We start from the raw sequence: 16,523 nt of genomic DNA on the forward strand, positions 1-16,523 counted from the left end.
TTGTCTGGACCGGATGGCGTTGCGCCCGCTCAGCCACATTGCGGGCGCGTGGGATGCATGTTGGGACGATGCGACGGGTCTGTATGAGCCGGAAGAGGACAGCTTCGCAGAGGATTTGAACTTCGTCATCGAAACCATCGCGAGCATGCCGCGCCCGGTAAAATACCATGACGACGAGGATGTGCTCGCGGAGAATCTGCTGCGGGAATTGCGCTGGCCCATCCAGAAGAAAGGGGGCCGCTGGATAGGCGGAGATTACGCCGCAATCCTCGAACAGGGCTCCTTCAGCGACTATGGCCAGAAACGTCTTCTGAGCGCGGCGACGGGCAGGGCCCATGCTGCGCTCGATTTCGGGCAGATTCATTTCGATGAGATGGAAGAGGGCCACATGAACATGCTGGCGCAACTCATCGTCATCATCCTTTATCACCGCTACAACACGATGACCTCGCTCTTCCGGGATGAAGCGTGGGCAGAGTCGACCTGAGCGCTCGCCGCAGGCGGCAGTTTTTCGGCCCCTCATAGGTGGCCGAAAAAATGGGCCGGACGATGGTCCGGCCCCAGTCGGCAAATAGCATTCGCTTGCGAGAACTGACGCTCACGCTGCTTCGGCGTGGGTTTCGGCAGGCGAGGGGGATGCGGTGCGCAGAGTCAGGGGGAACAGTCACGCGCCCTACAAGGACTATATCGACGACGCTGATCCCCGTTGATTTCTGGCGGGGCGCCCTTGGCCGGGAGCGCCCCGTCATCTCCACATGAGCCGCGTCCGCTGCGACAAAACCTGCATCAGGGATGGAAACGGCCTTGCCGCCGAAACCGCCCTCTGCGGGTCCGATCCATGACAGCCCGACCGGCCTCCTGGCTGGGTTGCCGTCGATTTCCCGCTTGCGAATGCCCCCACGCCGGCAATGATGATGGCGCTGGGGCAATGGAATGACGGATAGTTTCGACGATCGGACCCTTGAGAGGGATATTAGGCAGTTAGAGCAGGCGATCGAGGCCTGGGCCCTTACGCACGACATTTGGTCCGACTGCGGCTTCACGACCTATGCCAAGCACGTGAAGGCCGAACCCGGCGACGAACCGGTCGTGACCATCCTCTATTTGGGAAGCGATTTTGAGCCCGCTGTGATCGGGGATCTTGACCTCGAATTCTGGGAGCTCGTGCACTCCTACGGGTTTCACTACGAGCAATCCTGGGGAAGCCTGCATTTCTATCCGGCCGAGGGACCGCGCTGCGAAGCGTTCGCCCGCTACTTCCGCTGGCAGTGGATCTGCAGCCTGGTGCAGCAGGATTTCGCGGATGTGCATGAGGAGCTGTACGGGCATTTCGCCGCGCGTCCTGACGATCTGCACCGGTTGGACTGGCGCCAGTACGAAATCCTCATCTCGCGCATCTTGCAGACGCAGGGCTTCGAGACGGAGCTTGGCCCAGGCAGGGGCGATGGCGGGGTCGATATCCGCCTCTTGCAGCGTGATCCGCTCGGCGACATCCTGACGCTGGTGCAGTGCAAGAATTACGCACCGAAGAACCGGATCGGGCTCGATGCGGTACAGGCGCTGTTCGGTGCATCGACCGCCTATGGCGCGCAGCATAGCATGTTCGTCACGACCTCCTCCTATGAGCCGGTAGCGAGGCGCTTCGCCGCACGGGACACGGTGACGCTCGATCTCTATGAGTCGAGCCACGTCGCGGAATGGTGCCGCACCGCCGAGCACGGCATCATTCGGGACAAGTCTCGCCTAGTCGCGCCGGAAGCCGTTGAGCGACTCATCCGGGAGATAGGGCTGGGGGCGCATCCGCGGCTGCTACATGCCAACGCCGGCGCCACCATGATCATGAACGACTTCTCGCTCGTGCTGAAGGAGACGAAGCACGCAGCCTTGCTGATGAACGTGCCAGCCATGACGCTCTCCGACGATGGCTATGGGCAGCGCGGCGAAGAGATCCCTAAACTGGGCGCCAGCGCCATGGCGGGCTTGAAGGCGGACACGGTCAAACGCGTCATCCGATCGATCGATGAGGCCGGAAGGGTCTCCTATTGGGACGGCAACCATCTCCATTATGCCTGGGACGGCACGCCGCAGCATTTCGATCTATGTGACTAAACATATTCTGCTGGCCATTGCGTAACGGTATGGCAGTCTGGCTGCGCTGGGGCAGTTATGACGGACGCAAAACCGAAGACGAAAGAACCGAAGGGGCCGGATATCGGGCTGCGCCAGGCGCGCAAGCTATGCCAGCTGCCGCCCGGCGAACGTCTGGATTTTATCGCGGAAGGCCTGCCCATCATCCTCGCCAGCGCGCAGGGGTTTTGGCATGCTTCGCAACAACTCGGCGACCATCCGCGCGAGGCCCGCGTGTTGCAGGGCTATGCGGAGGAGGAGGCGGCGAAGATCCTCATCCTGATGGACGCGGTGCGCTGCCCGCCGAAGCTGCTGCAGGAGAAGCTGATCCGGATCATCGGCTGGTTCTATAACCATCTTGCGCGGCTCATTTACGCCGATGCGGTGGCCTGGAAACCGATGAACCTGTCGGACCTTCGGACCTATGTCGATAATCATCGTCGGGGCCATTACCTCGAAGGCAACGCCGGCGAGTACATCATGCCGAACTGGGCGGTCTATGAGCGCGAAAGCCGTCTCTACGCCGACATTGAGGCCCATGAAGGCGGCGTTCTGGGATGGAACGCACCACGCAATCCGTTCACGGGCGGAATCCCCACCTGGTCCTTCCAGCCTCCAGCCTTGAGGGTGGCAGAGGCGATGCAGCATTTCGGGCTGTTCACGCCAGCGGGACTGCGGGTGACATCGGAGATATGGGGCAGTGTCGAATACAGCGACACGGAGGACCATCACGATGCCTACCAGCTGACGGAACGCCTGCTCGAGCGGCTCCATACGGAAGGGCTGATCCTCGAAACGGCCACACGCGAGCACGCCTCGACGCTCTACCATCAGTGGCAAATCCCCATGTACAATCTCGATTTCAAGCTCATCCCGGTCACGATGGAGGAGCTGAAGGCGGAGCAGGAGAGGGAATACTGGGCGATGGTGGGGGACCCCTACTGACGATGGATCGCCTCACCCTCAACTATGTCTGGAAGCAGGAGCAAGTGCCTGTGATCCTTCGCCGGACAGGGGAGGGGGAAAAGCATCGCGTCCGGTTGCCATTCAAGGAGGGCAATCGCGCCTGGCTGCAGACGATCGGGAAATCCAAGCCGGTCTGGTTCGGCAACAAGGAATCCTATTGGGAGATCCCGAAATCCTGGTTCAACGATTTCGTCGAAGAGGCGCTTAGGCGGTACGGCAAGGTCTATATCATCCAACCATTTCGCGAGCAGGAGAAATGCTCGTCGTCGTGCCAGAATGCGGTCGGGCACGAATGCCAGTGCTCGTGCATGGGCGAACATCACGGTGCCGGCAACGACGGCAGCTGGTTCGAGGTATCGGACGCATTCTCTACGCGCTGGAAGAAGCGCGAGCTGGCCTGCCGCCTGCTCACGGCGACCTCATGAGCACCGGCGACGCAGTGGATCGGCCGACGACCATCATTGACGTCAACCTGTTTCGCCGCGGTGCCGCGGCGCTGCATGAGCTGCAAGGCCTCGATGAGGTCTATACCTTCTACTACGACGAGACGAACAACCATCGGCGCATCCGGATTCGCGATGATGGCCTGAACACCACAGGTCGGTCCGGTCGAACCATAAGCGCCTATTCGACCGAGGACTGCTACTGCCGCAGGGACACCTTCCGGCGAACCTGGAGATACTTCTCGTGCCTGGCATCGTCGCGTTCGTGAACGTGCATTTGCCCGTTGGAATACATGCGGTGCCTATCGGCGGCGTCGTCACGGACCAGAAGCGTCTCGCGCGCATAGCTGACCGACTCGCGCCGGGAGAAGCTGATGGCTGGGAAAGCCAATGGCTACCACCTACCATTGTCTAGTGAAGGCCGGGGCCTCTCGAGTTCGGCAGGCTTTGCGCATCTAACCTGGGGCGTTGGCATATTAGCCACCCCTGAACGTTGGGCCATCGGTCTAAAAGGAGGGGCGCAGCCTCTCCGCTACACGTGGGTCACCTGTCAACGGCAATTCTGCATGCAGTCTTCGGGCGTTGGTACCTGCCGTGGTCCGCGACTGCGCCGGCGCCGTAGGCGATCCGAAGCCTTGACTGAAGGCACTCGTCGGACGATGCGAACCGTGTTGGCAGACGCTTTGCGCTCCATCACCGATCCGCCTCGGCACAGAGCGTGATAAAGCAACTGAACACGATCGCCGGCACAAGCGTCTCGCAGTCGAACGCGACTCTTGTCGAGGTCGACCAGGGATGGCGCTGGGTATGCTGTCGATTAGAATGGAGCGTCGGGAACGGTCGCCATCGCAGGCACGTTCTGGTGCAGATCAACTTTGATCGGATTGGTCGTCTCGACGATCGTCTTGGCTTGCGCCATTTCGACAGCCGGCCCGTGCGCCACGATGAGCGATCCGTCAGCCTTCAGCGCATCGCCGTACTGAACGACACTCTTCATTGGCAAGCCGATGGCCTCGAAGGCCGACCCGAGCACGCCGAACCTGCCCGCCACGGCAGGGCCTTCGAAAGCTGCGAAGACAATGCCGGCCAAATGGCCCACGACGACAACAGGACCTATCGGCGAGATGCCGACTATCATGCCGCCGAAGAACACCCCCCAAAGATCGCCCCAAATAGACCCCTGATGCCCCCAAAATTGTATTAAACCACCTGCACTGTTGAAGCTGATAGCCGTCTCTTCCGTGTGATGGTCTTTCTCGACAATGCTGAAGTGCTTCATGTCTATTCTGGCCGCATCCAGTTTGCGGATGGCCACCTCGGTGTCGCAGTGACGGGAGAATGTGGCGACCAGGGCATCATTTTGCATCGGCATCTCAACTCTCCTCGCGCTCATGCCGTGGACGGAGAGACGTGCTTCATCGGCAACGTCCCTTGGCAGCGGTTTCTTCTCTTGTTGTGGTCGTTATCGGCAGCCACATTTTCAGATCGACGTCGCAGTCAATGAGAAACAGAATCAAAAATAAATTCTATTTTTCACTTTAATATCAGTTATCGCAAAAATACGTTTGGTATATAAATTTGCATATCTCAATATAAGCCGGATGTTGATTGAACAATTTGTGATTTGAACGTTACATCTTCGGCAATTTCTGGTAGATCGCCCGAACGAGATCCCCGACGTTCGACAGCTTCTCGATTTCGTTGCTGCCGAGCTGCACGCCAAAGCGGCTTTCCGCGGCAACGATCATGTTGATGTTATTGAACGAGTCCCATCCATCGACGTCTTCCGCCGTCGTTTGAGGTCCCAATACGATAGACTGGTCGCCGAACAGGTCGCGGAAGATGTCGGTCAGGCCATCGTAAACTGTTCGCTCGTCCATTCTGGTTTTCTCCCGATGATCGCGATCGGTATCGACCTCTGCTCGTAGGAGGTCACGTCCAGGCGCCAGCTTGTCGCCTCGCTGCCGCAATCTGGGCGAGGAGCGAAGCCCAGCTTGGAATAGTGATCTCGCACCATTCCGTTCTTCTCGGTCGGCACATATCGACCGATAAGGGCCTGAAAGCCGCGCAAACGCGCCTCACCAACCAGCACCTCGAGGACCGCGCGTTCGACCCCACGCCCCAGAACCCGGCAGCTCATCAGCCAATTCTCGATGACAAATTCGTCGTCTTCGGATTCACGCCCCATCACGACGGAGATGATCCCGTTGTCGCCGAATTTGTCGGCCAGACGGAAATGGAGCCCGAGACATGCGCGATCCTCCCCGTAACGCGCCACATCCCCCTCCGAGCAGCGCAGGGTCGTCAGATTGAATTGGTTGGTCTTGTTGATCAGCTGCACGACGCGCTGGAGGTTGACCTTGTCGAAGGGCGCCCAGACGAGCTTCATGTCCAGATCGCGGAGATAGCCCTCCATATCGGTGGCCATCGAAGCTGACTGCGCCCGGGCGCGATTGGCTTGATATTGTTCGGTCTTGCGCCGGTCCTCCTCCGTCACGATCACGCCCTCGAAGTACCCGGCATCGCTCAGGCAGCGCGGGATCAGGGCAGGGTCGGCCGGAATTTCGGGAACCGAGACCATCGGCAATCTCGAACGCACGAAATCCCGCTCAACCGGATTGTCATCAACGAAGACGATGCTATCCAACCCGATGTTGAGCTCATCTGCGATGGCCCGGATGTTGGTCGCCTTGTCCTCCCAGTTGGCGGAGAAGGCCGCGATATCGCCCATTCGCAACACCATCTCGGGGTGCCGCTCGAATGCGGCCACCGCAACCGCCTCGTCGTTCTTGGAGCAGACGGCCAAAATAACCCCTCGACGGCCGAGATCGCGCGCATAGCCCTGCATGGCCTGGAACGCTTCCCCCATGGCGCTTCCCGGCCCGAGAACGATACCGTCCAATCCGTCGTCCCCGATCACGCCACCCCATAGCGTGTTGTCCAGGTCGAGCACGAGGCACTTGGACGAACGGCCATGACGGGCGGCCAGCAGCCGTGCAACCAGGTCGCCGTAGATCGGCGCCGCCAGAGGGCTGATTTCCTGCTTCGCCTTGTTCCAGAGCACGGGGTCATGCCAGCTATGCAAGCCATCCTCCGCAGCGCGTGCATCAGTGGCCAGCAGGTCAAAACCTTCTTCCTCCGCCAGATCCCGCAGCCTGTTGTTCCAGTCCGCGATGGCCTGCCAAGGAGAGCCCGGCAGGCGATGCTCGTTGTTGCCGAGCCGGGCTGGAAAGACCGGCAGCGCGGTCTGCACGATGATCCGGCAGGACATGCGACTGGCGATGGTTCGGCAAATCCCTCTCAGGTCATCGATCGCGTCGCCAAGAACGGCATCGGCCTCGTCCCGCCCCGCGGCAATGTCCAGTCCGCGGACGACATGGCGTGCATCGAGGGCCAGGAGAACAAAGTCCGGCGCGAAGGCCCAAAGCTCCGACGCCTCGTCGGCCAACTCTTGCCGATATTGCCCGAAGTCAGGTTCGTAGGTTTCGACCCGCAAATTGCGTCGCAACGCCGCCACCCGGATGCCTGGGAGTAGATGTGTCGTCGTCGATGATCCCAGGAGCGCCAAGCGCAGCGACGCGCCCGCCGGCCTTACCGCCCCGCCCTTGCTTGAAAGCGCCTGGATCAATCGATCCAGTTGGATCGTTTGAACGAGGTCGAGATTCTGCCGGGCCAACGCCGCAAGGCGATCCCAGCTGCCGTCGTCGAGCGGTTCGCTGCTGATCGCCGCAAGTCTCGCTCGCCAATCGGCCGGCTCGGGAAGCCAGTGAAGTCCAGACCGGCCTGGACCACTCATGGCCGCCTCTCCGCCAAGCTGGGGGCGGAAGGAACCTTCCGCGACTTTCGATCCTGGCCGATCGCGTCTGGGGCTGTGCCCGGCTTCATGACACCATTGGGAACGCCGCGTCCGTTCGTCGCCTGGGATGTCAGCCGCTCGACCAGCGCCTTGACCGACGGATTGGAGGCGTTGTCGCGCGCAAGATCCCTGGCGAGCGCCAAGGCCTCCGGAATGCGTTGCTGGCGCGCAATCGCGGTGGCCAACTGGATCTTGGAGCCGATTTCGTTAGGAGAGAGCTCGACCGCCGACCGAAACGCCGTCTCGGCCTCCGCATATAGTCCGAAGCGCATGCGCAGCACGCCCAGCCCAGCCTGGGCATTCCCATCGCCCGGATTCGCGTCCGCCAGGGTCTTGTAGTTCGCAACGACATCGCGCCTCACTTGCAGTGTCAGGACGTCCGCCAGTTGCCAGTGCGGTTCGGCTGCCGCCGGCTTGACCGCGATCGCCTCCCTCAGCCTGCTCTCCGCTTCCTCCAGCAATCCCAGTTCGACAAGAATCTTTGCAGCCAGCAACAGCAGCGCAAGATCATGGGGGAAGCGCTCGAGGCCGTCCTGGACGACCTGACAGGCCTCCGGGAACCGCTCCTGGTCAACGAGCAAGCGCCCCAGCTCGAGGCTCGTATGCGGGGCGGACGGACCCAAATCCAACGCACGGCGGAAGGCTGCTTCGGCCTCAGCCGGATCTCCTGCCCGCGCCAGGCCGGCGCCCAGCGCGGCATGGCCATGATAATTCGCGGGTTCCAATGCGACCGCTGTTCTCGCCGCGGCCAGTGCGCCAGCGGCATCGCCGCTCCGAAGCGAGACATGGGAGAGAAATATATAGCCCGTAGCCGAGTTTGGCGCCGTCCGCAGACCCTCTGCCAGCCGGGAGCGTGCAAGCGCCGGATTCTGCCCGTGCGAGAGATAGATTCCCTCCGCCAGCGCCTCGTTCCAGTCGAAGGCCACGTAACGGCGTACGAACTCGGAGAATGTGAAGTCACCCTCGTGACGCAATGGATATCGTTGGTCCTCGGCAACCCACCGGAGGCCGAAATGGCGTGCGACAAAAGGGTGAACCGGCCGGCGGTCGGAAGCGAAGGGACTTGCCCGCAAGGTGGCGAGCACCCGATCGATCGTATCGCTCGAAAACCCCATTCGACCGAAAACCTGCCGCGCCAATGCGTTGAAAACCAAGAGGTTCGGGTGATGCGGGGTCAGAAAGACCTGTTCATCCCGGAAGCGGCTCGCGATAAGATCGACCATCTCGAACCCGGACGCTTGGTCGCGCCGCCGCTGCGCCTCGAACCAGAGTTCGAACAGGCGATCGAGGTTGGTGCGCTTCGAAAAGTCCAGGGTGAGATAGCGGTTGACGGCCTCATCGGGCTCCACGCCTTCCGCGATCAATCCGTTGAGGAACACGTCGCCCAGTTCGGGATCGAACGGCCCGTTAGGCGCATGCGGTAGTTTCTGGTTTTTGGGATGGGGTCTGCCCGCGAAGGGCCAGAGAAACATCGCGGAAATCAGCGGAACGACGATCACCTGAGTTGCGCTCGGAACGATTGACCGGTCGATCTTGTTGGTGGCGTCTGCGATCTGCCATATGACGCAGTCCGCCTCAGTCAGCGCCTGCTGATCCGCCGTCGTGAGTTCCAGTTGCGGATTGATGTAGTAGGCGGCGCCACGCAGTCCGGTCGTGAGTGCGCTTCGGTAAAGCGTGGACAGCTTGATGAACTGGCAATTGCCGACAAAGACAATCCGTTTCGTTGTCAGTTCCCGCTCAGCGCCCACTCGTTCCGAAATGTGCCGTAGGGCGGAGATGCGGGGCGCGGTATCGCCCTTTGGAGCTGGCAAAGTCGGCTGCATGGCGTGGCGCCTCGCGAATAGCCTAATGCGGAAACCGCATTCCTCCGAAGCCTAGGATAACCGCGACGGATTGCGAACACCCGCCGAGCCCAGCTTTTGTTACAAATTGTTACGGACCGGAACAGATACCGCTGTGCTCGCGTCTTCCTGGGATGGATCGACAACCGTTCCAGAGCGACCGGGAGAGTATGATGCAGCATAGCGATCCGAACATGCAGGCTTGCATCGACACCTGCCTACGCTGCTACCAATCCTGCCTCGGCATGAGCACTGGCCACTGCCTTGACTTGGGCGGCGAGCATGCCACGCCCGCTCATGTCAGGTTGATGCTCGCCTGCGCGGAAACCTGTCGCGCCACCGCCCATGTCATGATCATCGGCTCGCCGCATCACAAACATCTCTGTGCCGAATGCGTCGACATATGCGCAGACTGCGCCAAGGACTGCGAGCGTGTCGGCAACATGGACGATTGCGTCCGGGCCTGCCGCGCTTGCGCCGAAAGCTGCCGCAAGATGGCTGCGTAGCCCTCAGTCTCATCATTGCGTTCGATACAAGGCGACACCCGCTCTCGCACTCAAATTCCTGGAGATTTCACCATGAAACGTCTCGCACTGATTTCGTTCGCGTCCGCCCTCGCCATCGTGACTGCGGCGGCCCAACAGCCAGCTTCCAAGCCGGCGATGGACCCCGGCATGCAGATGAAGATGATGCAGCCCAACAGCGCCGATTCGACCTCCACCAAGGGCTATAAGGCCGCCATGATGAGCATGATGGGCGCCATGCCAATGAGCTACACCGGCGATGCGGACATCGATTTTATGATGCAGATGAAGGGGCATCATCAAGGCGCGATCGACATGGCCAAAGTTGTCTTGGCCAACGGCAAGGATCCCGAGGTCAAGACAATGGCCAAGGAGATCGTCGCCGCCCAAGAGAAAGAAATCACGATGATCAACAAGTGGCTGAAGTCGAAGGGAAAGTAGAACGCGCCCTGATATAACTCGATGGTCACTGGTAGCGCAAATCGCACTGATTGAATTTTCTCATGGACCATCACAGCGGCCACACGAAACAGGCAAGTTACATTAGATTTTGACTGGAGTTCGTGCTCGATTTTATCGTCATGTATCTTGTCATGTACACGATGATTGCGACACTGGCCCATTTCAGATTCAATCTGAACGACGCATACATGACGTTGATGATAGTTGCGCCGATGACGGTCATTATGCTCGTCTCAATGTTCCCGTCGCGCCGACTTAATGTGATCATCGGAGCGGCTGCCGTTGCGGTCTTCGTCATCAGCTTCGCCGGCATGCGCACTCAGGCCGGCGTCGGCACTGCCGAATTCCTCCGCTCAATGAGCCCGCATCCCTCCGGCGCGATTTTGATGTGCGAGCAAGCTTCCATAACCGATCCTGAGATCACGGCGCTCTGCCGCGAGATCGTTGCGGCACAGAAGAAGGAAATCGCCCAGATGGAAGCCATCCTCGCTCGTTACTAAAGGGCGGGCAGAAACTCCTCAGACCAGCGGCGTTCGGCGCAGCCGCAGGGCATTGGCGATGACGCTGACAGAAGACAGCGCCATCGCCGCTGCAGCAATGATTGGCGACAGCAGCAGCCCGAAGGCCGGGTACAGCACGCCGGCGGCGATCGGAACACCAGCCGCGTTGTAGATGAAGGCGAAGAACAGGTTCTGGCGGATATTGCTCATCGTCGCATGGCTGAGCTGGCGGGCCCGCACGATGCCTTGGAGATCGCCCTTCAGCAGGGTCACGCCAGCGCTCTCGATCGCCACATCCGTTCCTGTCCCCATGGCGATGCCGACATCGGCAGCTGCGAGCGCCGGAGCGTCGTTGACACCGTCGCCGGCCATGGCGACGATCCGCCCCTCGGCTCGAAGCTTGGCCACGACCCTGCTTTTGTCCTCCGGCAACACCTCCGCCTCGACTTCGTCAATGCCGAGCCGCCGCGCTACGGCCTGCGCCGTGGTCCTGTTATCTCCGGTCAGCATGACCACCCGCACGCCGGCCAGCTTGAGCGCCTTAACCGCCGAAGGCGTCGTCTGCTTGATTGGATCTGCGATCGCCAGCAGGCCACCGAGGCGGCCATCGACCGCAACGAAGATCACGGTCGCCCCCTCACCGCGAAAGGCCTCCGCCTCGCCCGTGAGAGCGGAGAGATCGATGCCGGCCTCGCCCATGATGCGGTAACTGCCGATGACGAGCGTACGGCCGTCGACCGTGCCGGTGACGCCCTTGCCAACCGGGCTGTCGAAGTCCTGGGCCTCGCCCAGCACCATGCCACGCTCCTTCGCCGCATCGACGATCGCCGCCGCGAGTGGGTGTTCGCTCGCCCGCTCCAACGTCGCCGCGAGCCGCAGCAGCTCTGCCTCATCGAATCCCCCAGCCGGCTTCAGCGTCGTCACCTTGGGTTTGCCTTCAGTGAGGGTGCCGGTCTTGTCGATGACAAGCGTGTTGACCTTCTCGAAGCGCTCCAGCGCCTCAGCGTTCTTGATCAACACGCCAAGACCGGCGCCACGGCCGACGCCCACCATGATCGACATCGGCGTCGCGAGGCCGAGCGCGCACGGGCAGGCGATGATCAGCACGGCGACAGCGGCGACGAGGCCATGGGCGAAGCGCGGCTCGGGACCGAAGATCATCCAGGCGGCGAAGGACAGGACCGCGATGGCGATGACGGCCGGGACGAACCAGCCGGAGACATCGTCGGCAAGGCGCTGGATCGGCGCGCGCGAGCGCTGCGCCTCGGCCACCATCTGCACGATCCGCGCGAGCATGGTGTCGCTGCCGACCTTGCCAGCTCGCATGACGAAGCCGCCGGTGCGGTTCAGCGTGCCGCCGATCAGCTTTGCGCCCATCTCCTTGGTGACTGGCATGGATTCGCCGGTGATCATGGATTCGTCGATCGAGCTGCGCCCCTCAACCAATTCTCCATCGACCGGCACCGTTTCGCCGGGGCGCACGCGTAGACGATCACCAACGGTCACAGCGTCGAGGCTGACATCCTCGTCGGTACCGTCGTCGCGAAGCCGGCGGGCCGTCTTCGGCGCGAGATCGAGCAAGGCGCGGATGGCGCCGCCTGTCTGCTCGCGGGCCCGCAGTTCCAAAACCTGACCGAGCAGGACCAGGACGGTGATCACCGCCGCCGCCTCGAAGTAGATCGCAACCGAGCCGTCGGCTGCCCGGAAGGTCGCCGGAAACATCCCCGGCGCGACCGTGGCGACGACGCTGTAGATCCAGGCGACACCGGTGCCCATGGCGATCAGGGTGAACATGTTGAGATGGCGGCTGACGAGCGAAGCCCAAGCCCGCTCGAAGAACGGCCAGCCGGCCCACAGAACCACCGGCGTCGCCAGCACGAGCTGGATCCAGTTCGAGCTCTGCGCGCCAAGCAGCATGTGCAGATTCGTGAGATGACCGCCCATCTCCAGCGCCAGCACCGGCAAGGTGAGGACGAGTCCGATCCAGAACCGCCGCGTCATATCGACAAGTTCGGCGCTGGGACCGGTCTCTGCCGTGGCGATCTCCGGTTCGAGCGTCATGCCGCAGATCGGACAGTTGCCCGGCCCAGGTTGGCGGATCTGCGGATGCATCGGGCAGGTGTAGATCGTGCCCTCCGCCGCCGGCGGTGGTGTGGGCGGGACGACCGCTTCCGCTACGTACGCAGCGGGGTTCGCCCCGAACTTGGCGTGACATGTCTCCGAGCAGAAATAATAGGTCTTCCCGTCACAATCGGCATGGTGCTCGGCCGTGGTCGGGTCGACAGACATGCCGCAGACCGGATCCTTGACCATCTGTGTTGGCGCGGGTCCGTCGCTAACGTGAGGATGTCCGGCATGGCCATGATGGTGGTGGCCGACATGGGCTTCTCGCTCAGCCATTGGCGGTATCTCCGGAATGGGCACTCGTGGCGCCGACGCGGTGATCGGGGGAGTTGGATTTCGGATCGATTGCCATCGTGTCGATCTCCTCAGGCGTCATAGCGACGAACGTCATCATGCCGGTCGCCATGTGGTAGAGGTGATGGCAGTGTAGCTGCCAGCGCCCAGGGTTGTCCGCGTCGAAGGCTAATGTCACGCTTGCCAGATCACCGCACTTTGCATGAGATCGTGACGTCCCAGGAAAAGGAAATCGCTCAGATGAAGGCTATCCTCGCTCGATACTGAATTCGGTCAGGCTCGTCTTCTGACGCGAGCGGCTGCTCGTTCCTTATATGCGAAATGAACTGCCTTGCGCGCGCGCAGCAGTCGCCGCCGAAGAAGGCCTGCGGAACCGCCGTTTCCTGGATCGCGCCGTCGGCCATGAAGACAATCCGGTCGGCCACGGCTCGCGCAAAACCCATCTCATGGGTCACGCAAATCATGGTCATGCCCTCATGGGCCAGGGACATCATCACGTCGAGCACCTCCTTGACCATCTCCGGGTCGAGGGCCGACGTCGGTTCGTCGAAGAGCATCAGCTTCGGGCTCATCGCCAGGGCGCGTGCGATCGCAACCCGCTGCTGCTGGCCGCCTGAGAGCTGTGAGGGGTACTTCCGCGCTTGATCGGCGAGCTTGACGCGCGACAAGAGATCCATCGCGCGATGCTCGACCTCCTCGCGGCCGACACGGAGAAGCTTGCGTGGGCCAAGAGTCACATTGTCGATCACCGAGAGATGCGGGAACAGGTTGAACGACTGGAACACCATTCCGACTTCGCGTCGGACAGAAAGCAAGCTGTCGCAATCGGCATTCACCAGGCGTCCTTGCAGTCTCACCTCACCTGTCTGATAGCGCTCCAGCGCGTTGATGCATCGAACCATCGTCGACTTGCCGGACCCCGACGGACCACAAACGACGATCCTCTCGCCGGCCGTGATGCTGAGATCGATGTCGCGCAGCGCATGCATGGCGCCGAACCATTTGTTCAGGCCCGCGATCTCGAGGATCGGCCGTTGCTCTGCCAACACCATCACGCGCGCTCCGCCGATCTCATGTCGCGCTCCAGCCGTTGACTGTACCGTGACATGCCAAAGCAGAGGGTCCAGAAGACGACCCCCACGAAGATGTAGCCTTCCGCATGCAGACCGAGCCAGTCGGGGTCGGCCGCGCCTGCCGCCACGATGTTCAAGACTTCGAAAAGGCCCAGGATCACCACCAAGGTCGTATTCTTGAGGAGAGCGATGGCATTGTTGACGATGCCGGGAACAACCACGCGCAGCATCTGAGGCAGCGCGATGTAGATCGCGGTCCGCCAGTATCCGAATCCGATGGCCGAGGCGGCTTCGACCTGGCCTTTGGGAATGGCCTGGAGCCCGCCGCGAAAGACCTCCGCCAGATAGGCGCTCTCGAACAGGATGATGCCGACCACGGCGAGTGCCAGAGGGTCAAATTCCGTGCCCGGCGGGAATGCGTAAGGAAGCAGGATACGCGCCATGAACAGCACGGCGATCAGAGGCAGACCGCGGCAGATCTCGATATAGCCGACGCTCGCCCATCGCAGCACCGGCATCTCGCTTTGGCGCCCGAGCGCCAGAACGATGGCGATCGGGAACGAGACCACGATCCCGGCAACGCCGAGAAGAATGGTCAGTGAAAGCCCACCCCATTTCTCGGTCGTCACGCGTGCCAGACCTCCGATACCGCCGTGTAGCAGCACGTAGGACAGGATCGGGAAGACGAGAATGAGGAAGATGGCCGCTGCCTGCTTGCCCGGTAGCCGCCGGTTCAAGAGCACCACGAGCGCCAACGCGAAGGCGAGAAAGACAAGATTGACGCGCCAGCGTTCGGCGGTCGGGTAAAAGCCATAGATGAATTGGCCCGAGCGATTGATGATGAAAGCCCAGCAGGCCGCGTCCGGCCGGCAATCGGCGCGGGTGGATCCCTGCCAGGTCGCATCGAGGATCGCCCATGGCAAAACGGCCCAGATCAGGGCGATGGCTGCGAGGGCAATTCCAGAGGTGAGGACGACGTCGATCGGGCGGGCGAACAGGTTGGTGCGCACCCACGTGACGAGCGAACGGGCGTGATAGCGGCTCGGGCCACTGTCAGGCGGGTTCGGATTTGTGATCGCGCTCATCGCTCGACGATCCTGATGCTATGGCCGTAGAGGTTGCTAAGGCCGGTGATGATCAGGCTCAGGCTGAGATAGACCAGCATGGTCATGGTCATGATCTCGATTGCCCGGCCCGTCTGGTTGAGACTCGTGCCGACGAAGACGTTGACGAGATCCGGGTACCCGATGACCGTTGCGAGCGACGACGCCTTGACCAGATGAAGGTACTGGTTCGTCAGCGGCGGCACGAGCACGCGCATGGCTTGGGGAATGATCACGAGTTTCAGAATTTTAGCGCGGTCGAGCCCGAGCGAGGCGGCCGCTTCGCGCTGGCCCTTGCCGATGGCTTCGATCGACCCGCGCACGAGTTCGGCGATGAAGGAGGCGTTGTAGATCGCAAGCGCGATCACCAGCGCCGCGAGCTCGGGCGAGAGCGCCATGCCACCCGAATAGCTGAAGCCCTGCAGCGTCGGCCAACTGATCCCGGCGCCGCCCCATGCCGCGATCCCGAGGCCGGCCGCGGCCAAGACCAGGGCGACCGGAACCGCAACAGCCGCACCCTGCCCGGTCTCGTCGCGACGGCGACGCGCATGGCGAAGGATGGCAACCACCGAGACGGTCGAGGCGCCCGCGACGATGGCGAGTGGCCCCCAACCCAGGCCGATTTGAAGCGACGGAACGAAGATCCCGCGGTTACTGAGGAAAATGCTGTCGAAAAAGCCGAGCGCCTGCCGGGCCGGCGGCAAGGATCGGATCGCGACGTTATACCAGATCAACACGTGCAGCAGGAGCGGCAGATTCCTGACCGTCTCGACATAGACCAAGGCAGCCTTGGCGACGGCCCAGTTGGGTGACAGGCGCGCGATGCCGATTACAAAGCCCAAGATCGTCGCCAGGACGATGCCGAGGATCGACGCCAGGATTGTGTTGGCGAGACCGACCAAAAAGACCCTGAGATAGGTGTCAGTCTCGGTATAGGGGACGATCGTGAAGGGGATGCCGAAGCCAGCCTCCTGCCCGAGGAAATCGAACCCCAGCGCAAGCTTGCGCGCGGCGAGATTGGTCTCGACATTCTGCCATGCGGCCCAGAGCAGCAGGCCGATCGCGAGTAGAAAAGCCACCTGGTAGGCGAAATGGCGACGCTGCCGTCCGGTCAAGGCCCGCGACGGAGCTGCCGGACGCTCGGTTACCCTTGAGGGAAACAGGCCTGTCAATGTCATGGCCGAAGGTCCCGGCTGGGCACCCGGCGAGG

16 protein-coding genes and 2 pseudogenes are annotated in these 16,523 nt (G+C 61.7%); 8 read left to right on the forward strand and 10 right to left on the reverse strand.

Annotation, left to right across the window (positions count from 1 at the left end; translation table 11 throughout):
- Positions 1–13 precede the first annotated feature (13 nt).
- The 5 genes from AC1RMY_RS22595 (at position 14) to AC1RMY_RS22615 (ending at position 3,805) form a co-directional block, all read left to right on the forward strand.
- Positions 14–487: a hypothetical protein gene (locus tag AC1RMY_RS22595; protein WP_492868371.1), complete on the forward strand. Its 474-nt coding sequence runs from the start codon at positions 14–16 to the stop codon at positions 485–487.
- Positions 488–933: 446 nt separating this feature from the next.
- The gene (locus tag AC1RMY_RS22600; RefSeq protein ID WP_492868373.1) at positions 934–2,109 is read left to right on the forward strand and encodes a restriction endonuclease; all 1,176 of its coding nucleotides are present in this window, start codon (positions 934–936) and stop codon (positions 2,107–2,109) included.
- Positions 2,110–2,166: 57 nt separating this feature from the next.
- Positions 2,167–3,072 (forward strand): hypothetical protein, encoded by a 906-nt coding sequence (locus tag AC1RMY_RS22605; protein WP_492868375.1) that lies wholly within the window; start codon positions 2,167–2,169, stop codon positions 3,070–3,072.
- A 2-nt stretch (positions 3,073–3,074) separates the two neighbouring features.
- Entirely contained in the window at positions 3,075–3,518 is a 444-nt protein-coding gene (locus AC1RMY_RS22610) for a hypothetical protein (protein ID WP_492868377.1), read from the forward strand.
- Complete coding sequence (locus tag AC1RMY_RS22615) at positions 3,515–3,805, forward strand: hypothetical protein (RefSeq protein ID WP_492868379.1); 291 nt, start codon at positions 3,515–3,517, stop codon at positions 3,803–3,805. The genes AC1RMY_RS22610 and AC1RMY_RS22615 overlap by 4 nt, the downstream gene beginning before the upstream one ends.
- A gap of 548 nt (positions 3,806–4,353) precedes the next feature.
- Here the strand turns inward: AC1RMY_RS22615 and AC1RMY_RS22620 are convergent.
- From AC1RMY_RS22620 to AC1RMY_RS22635, 4 genes are all read right to left on the reverse strand, one after another.
- A complete protein-coding gene (locus AC1RMY_RS22620) occupies positions 4,354–4,908 on the reverse strand; it encodes a hypothetical protein (RefSeq protein WP_492868380.1) in 555 nt (184 codons plus the stop codon).
- A 259-nt stretch (positions 4,909–5,167) separates the two neighbouring features.
- Positions 5,168–5,416, reverse strand: a complete 249-nt coding sequence (locus AC1RMY_RS22625; RefSeq protein ID WP_492868381.1) for an acyl carrier protein — start codon at positions 5,414–5,416, stop codon at positions 5,168–5,170.
- Positions 5,386–7,332, reverse strand: a complete 1,947-nt coding sequence (locus AC1RMY_RS22630; RefSeq protein ID WP_492868382.1) for an HAD-IIIC family phosphatase — start codon at positions 7,330–7,332, stop codon at positions 5,386–5,388. Before AC1RMY_RS22630 ends, AC1RMY_RS22625 begins: the two co-directional genes overlap by 31 nt.
- Positions 7,329–9,215, reverse strand: a complete 1,887-nt coding sequence (locus tag AC1RMY_RS22635) for a WcbI family polysaccharide biosynthesis putative acetyltransferase (protein ID WP_492868384.1) — start codon at positions 9,213–9,215, stop codon at positions 7,329–7,331. The genes AC1RMY_RS22630 and AC1RMY_RS22635 overlap by 4 nt, the downstream gene beginning before the upstream one ends.
- Before the next feature lie 191 nt (positions 9,216–9,406).
- Here AC1RMY_RS22635 and AC1RMY_RS22640 point away from each other — a divergent pair, with 191 nt between their 5' ends.
- The 3 genes from AC1RMY_RS22640 (at position 9,407) to AC1RMY_RS22650 (ending at position 10,719) form a co-directional block, all read left to right on the forward strand.
- A complete protein-coding gene (locus AC1RMY_RS22640) occupies positions 9,407–9,739 on the forward strand; it encodes a four-helix bundle copper-binding protein (RefSeq protein ID WP_492868386.1) in 333 nt (110 codons plus the stop codon).
- Between the two features lie 72 nt (positions 9,740–9,811).
- Positions 9,812–10,198 carry a CopM family metallochaperone gene (gene copM, locus AC1RMY_RS22645; RefSeq protein ID WP_492868388.1) on the forward strand — a complete coding sequence of 129 codons (387 nt, stop codon included), beginning with the start codon at positions 9,812–9,814 and terminating at the stop codon, positions 10,196–10,198.
- Between the two features lie 122 nt (positions 10,199–10,320).
- Complete coding sequence (locus AC1RMY_RS22650; protein ID WP_492868390.1) at positions 10,321–10,719, forward strand: DUF305 domain-containing protein; 399 nt, start codon at positions 10,321–10,323, stop codon at positions 10,717–10,719.
- An 18-nt stretch (positions 10,720–10,737) separates the two neighbouring features.
- On the opposite strand, the gene AC1RMY_RS22655 is transcribed toward AC1RMY_RS22650, so the two are convergent.
- From AC1RMY_RS22655 to AC1RMY_RS22680, 6 genes and pseudogenes are all read right to left on the reverse strand, one after another.
- Positions 10,738–13,119 carry a heavy metal translocating P-type ATPase gene (locus tag AC1RMY_RS22655; RefSeq protein WP_492868392.1) on the reverse strand — a complete coding sequence of 794 codons (2,382 nt, stop codon included), beginning with the start codon at positions 13,117–13,119 and terminating at the stop codon, positions 10,738–10,740.
- Positions 13,112–13,237, reverse strand: coding sequence for a hypothetical protein (locus AC1RMY_RS22660; RefSeq protein ID WP_492868394.1), 126 nt, complete (start codon positions 13,235–13,237; stop codon positions 13,112–13,114). The genes AC1RMY_RS22655 and AC1RMY_RS22660 overlap by 8 nt, the downstream gene beginning before the upstream one ends.
- Positions 13,223–13,324 (reverse strand): annotated as a pseudogene (locus AC1RMY_RS22665) (multicopper oxidase domain-containing protein); the annotation flags it as partial. The pseudogene AC1RMY_RS22665 and the gene AC1RMY_RS22660, both read right to left, overlap by 15 nt.
- A gap of 124 nt (positions 13,325–13,448) precedes the next feature.
- Positions 13,449–14,189 (reverse strand): annotated as a pseudogene (locus AC1RMY_RS22670) (amino acid ABC transporter ATP-binding protein); the annotation flags it as partial.
- Positions 14,189–15,295 carry an amino acid ABC transporter permease gene (locus AC1RMY_RS22675; RefSeq protein ID WP_492868396.1) on the reverse strand — a complete coding sequence of 369 codons (1,107 nt, stop codon included), beginning with the start codon at positions 15,293–15,295 and terminating at the stop codon, positions 14,189–14,191. The gene AC1RMY_RS22675 and the pseudogene AC1RMY_RS22670, both read right to left, overlap by 1 nt.
- Positions 15,292–16,392 carry an amino acid ABC transporter permease gene (locus AC1RMY_RS22680; protein WP_492868398.1) on the reverse strand — a complete coding sequence of 367 codons (1,101 nt, stop codon included), beginning with the start codon at positions 16,390–16,392 and terminating at the stop codon, positions 15,292–15,294. The genes AC1RMY_RS22675 and AC1RMY_RS22680 overlap by 4 nt, the downstream gene beginning before the upstream one ends.
- Between the last annotated feature and the right edge of the window lie 131 nt (positions 16,393–16,523).

The organism is Allobosea sp. GW822-FHT03F07, from assembly GCF_058801345.1.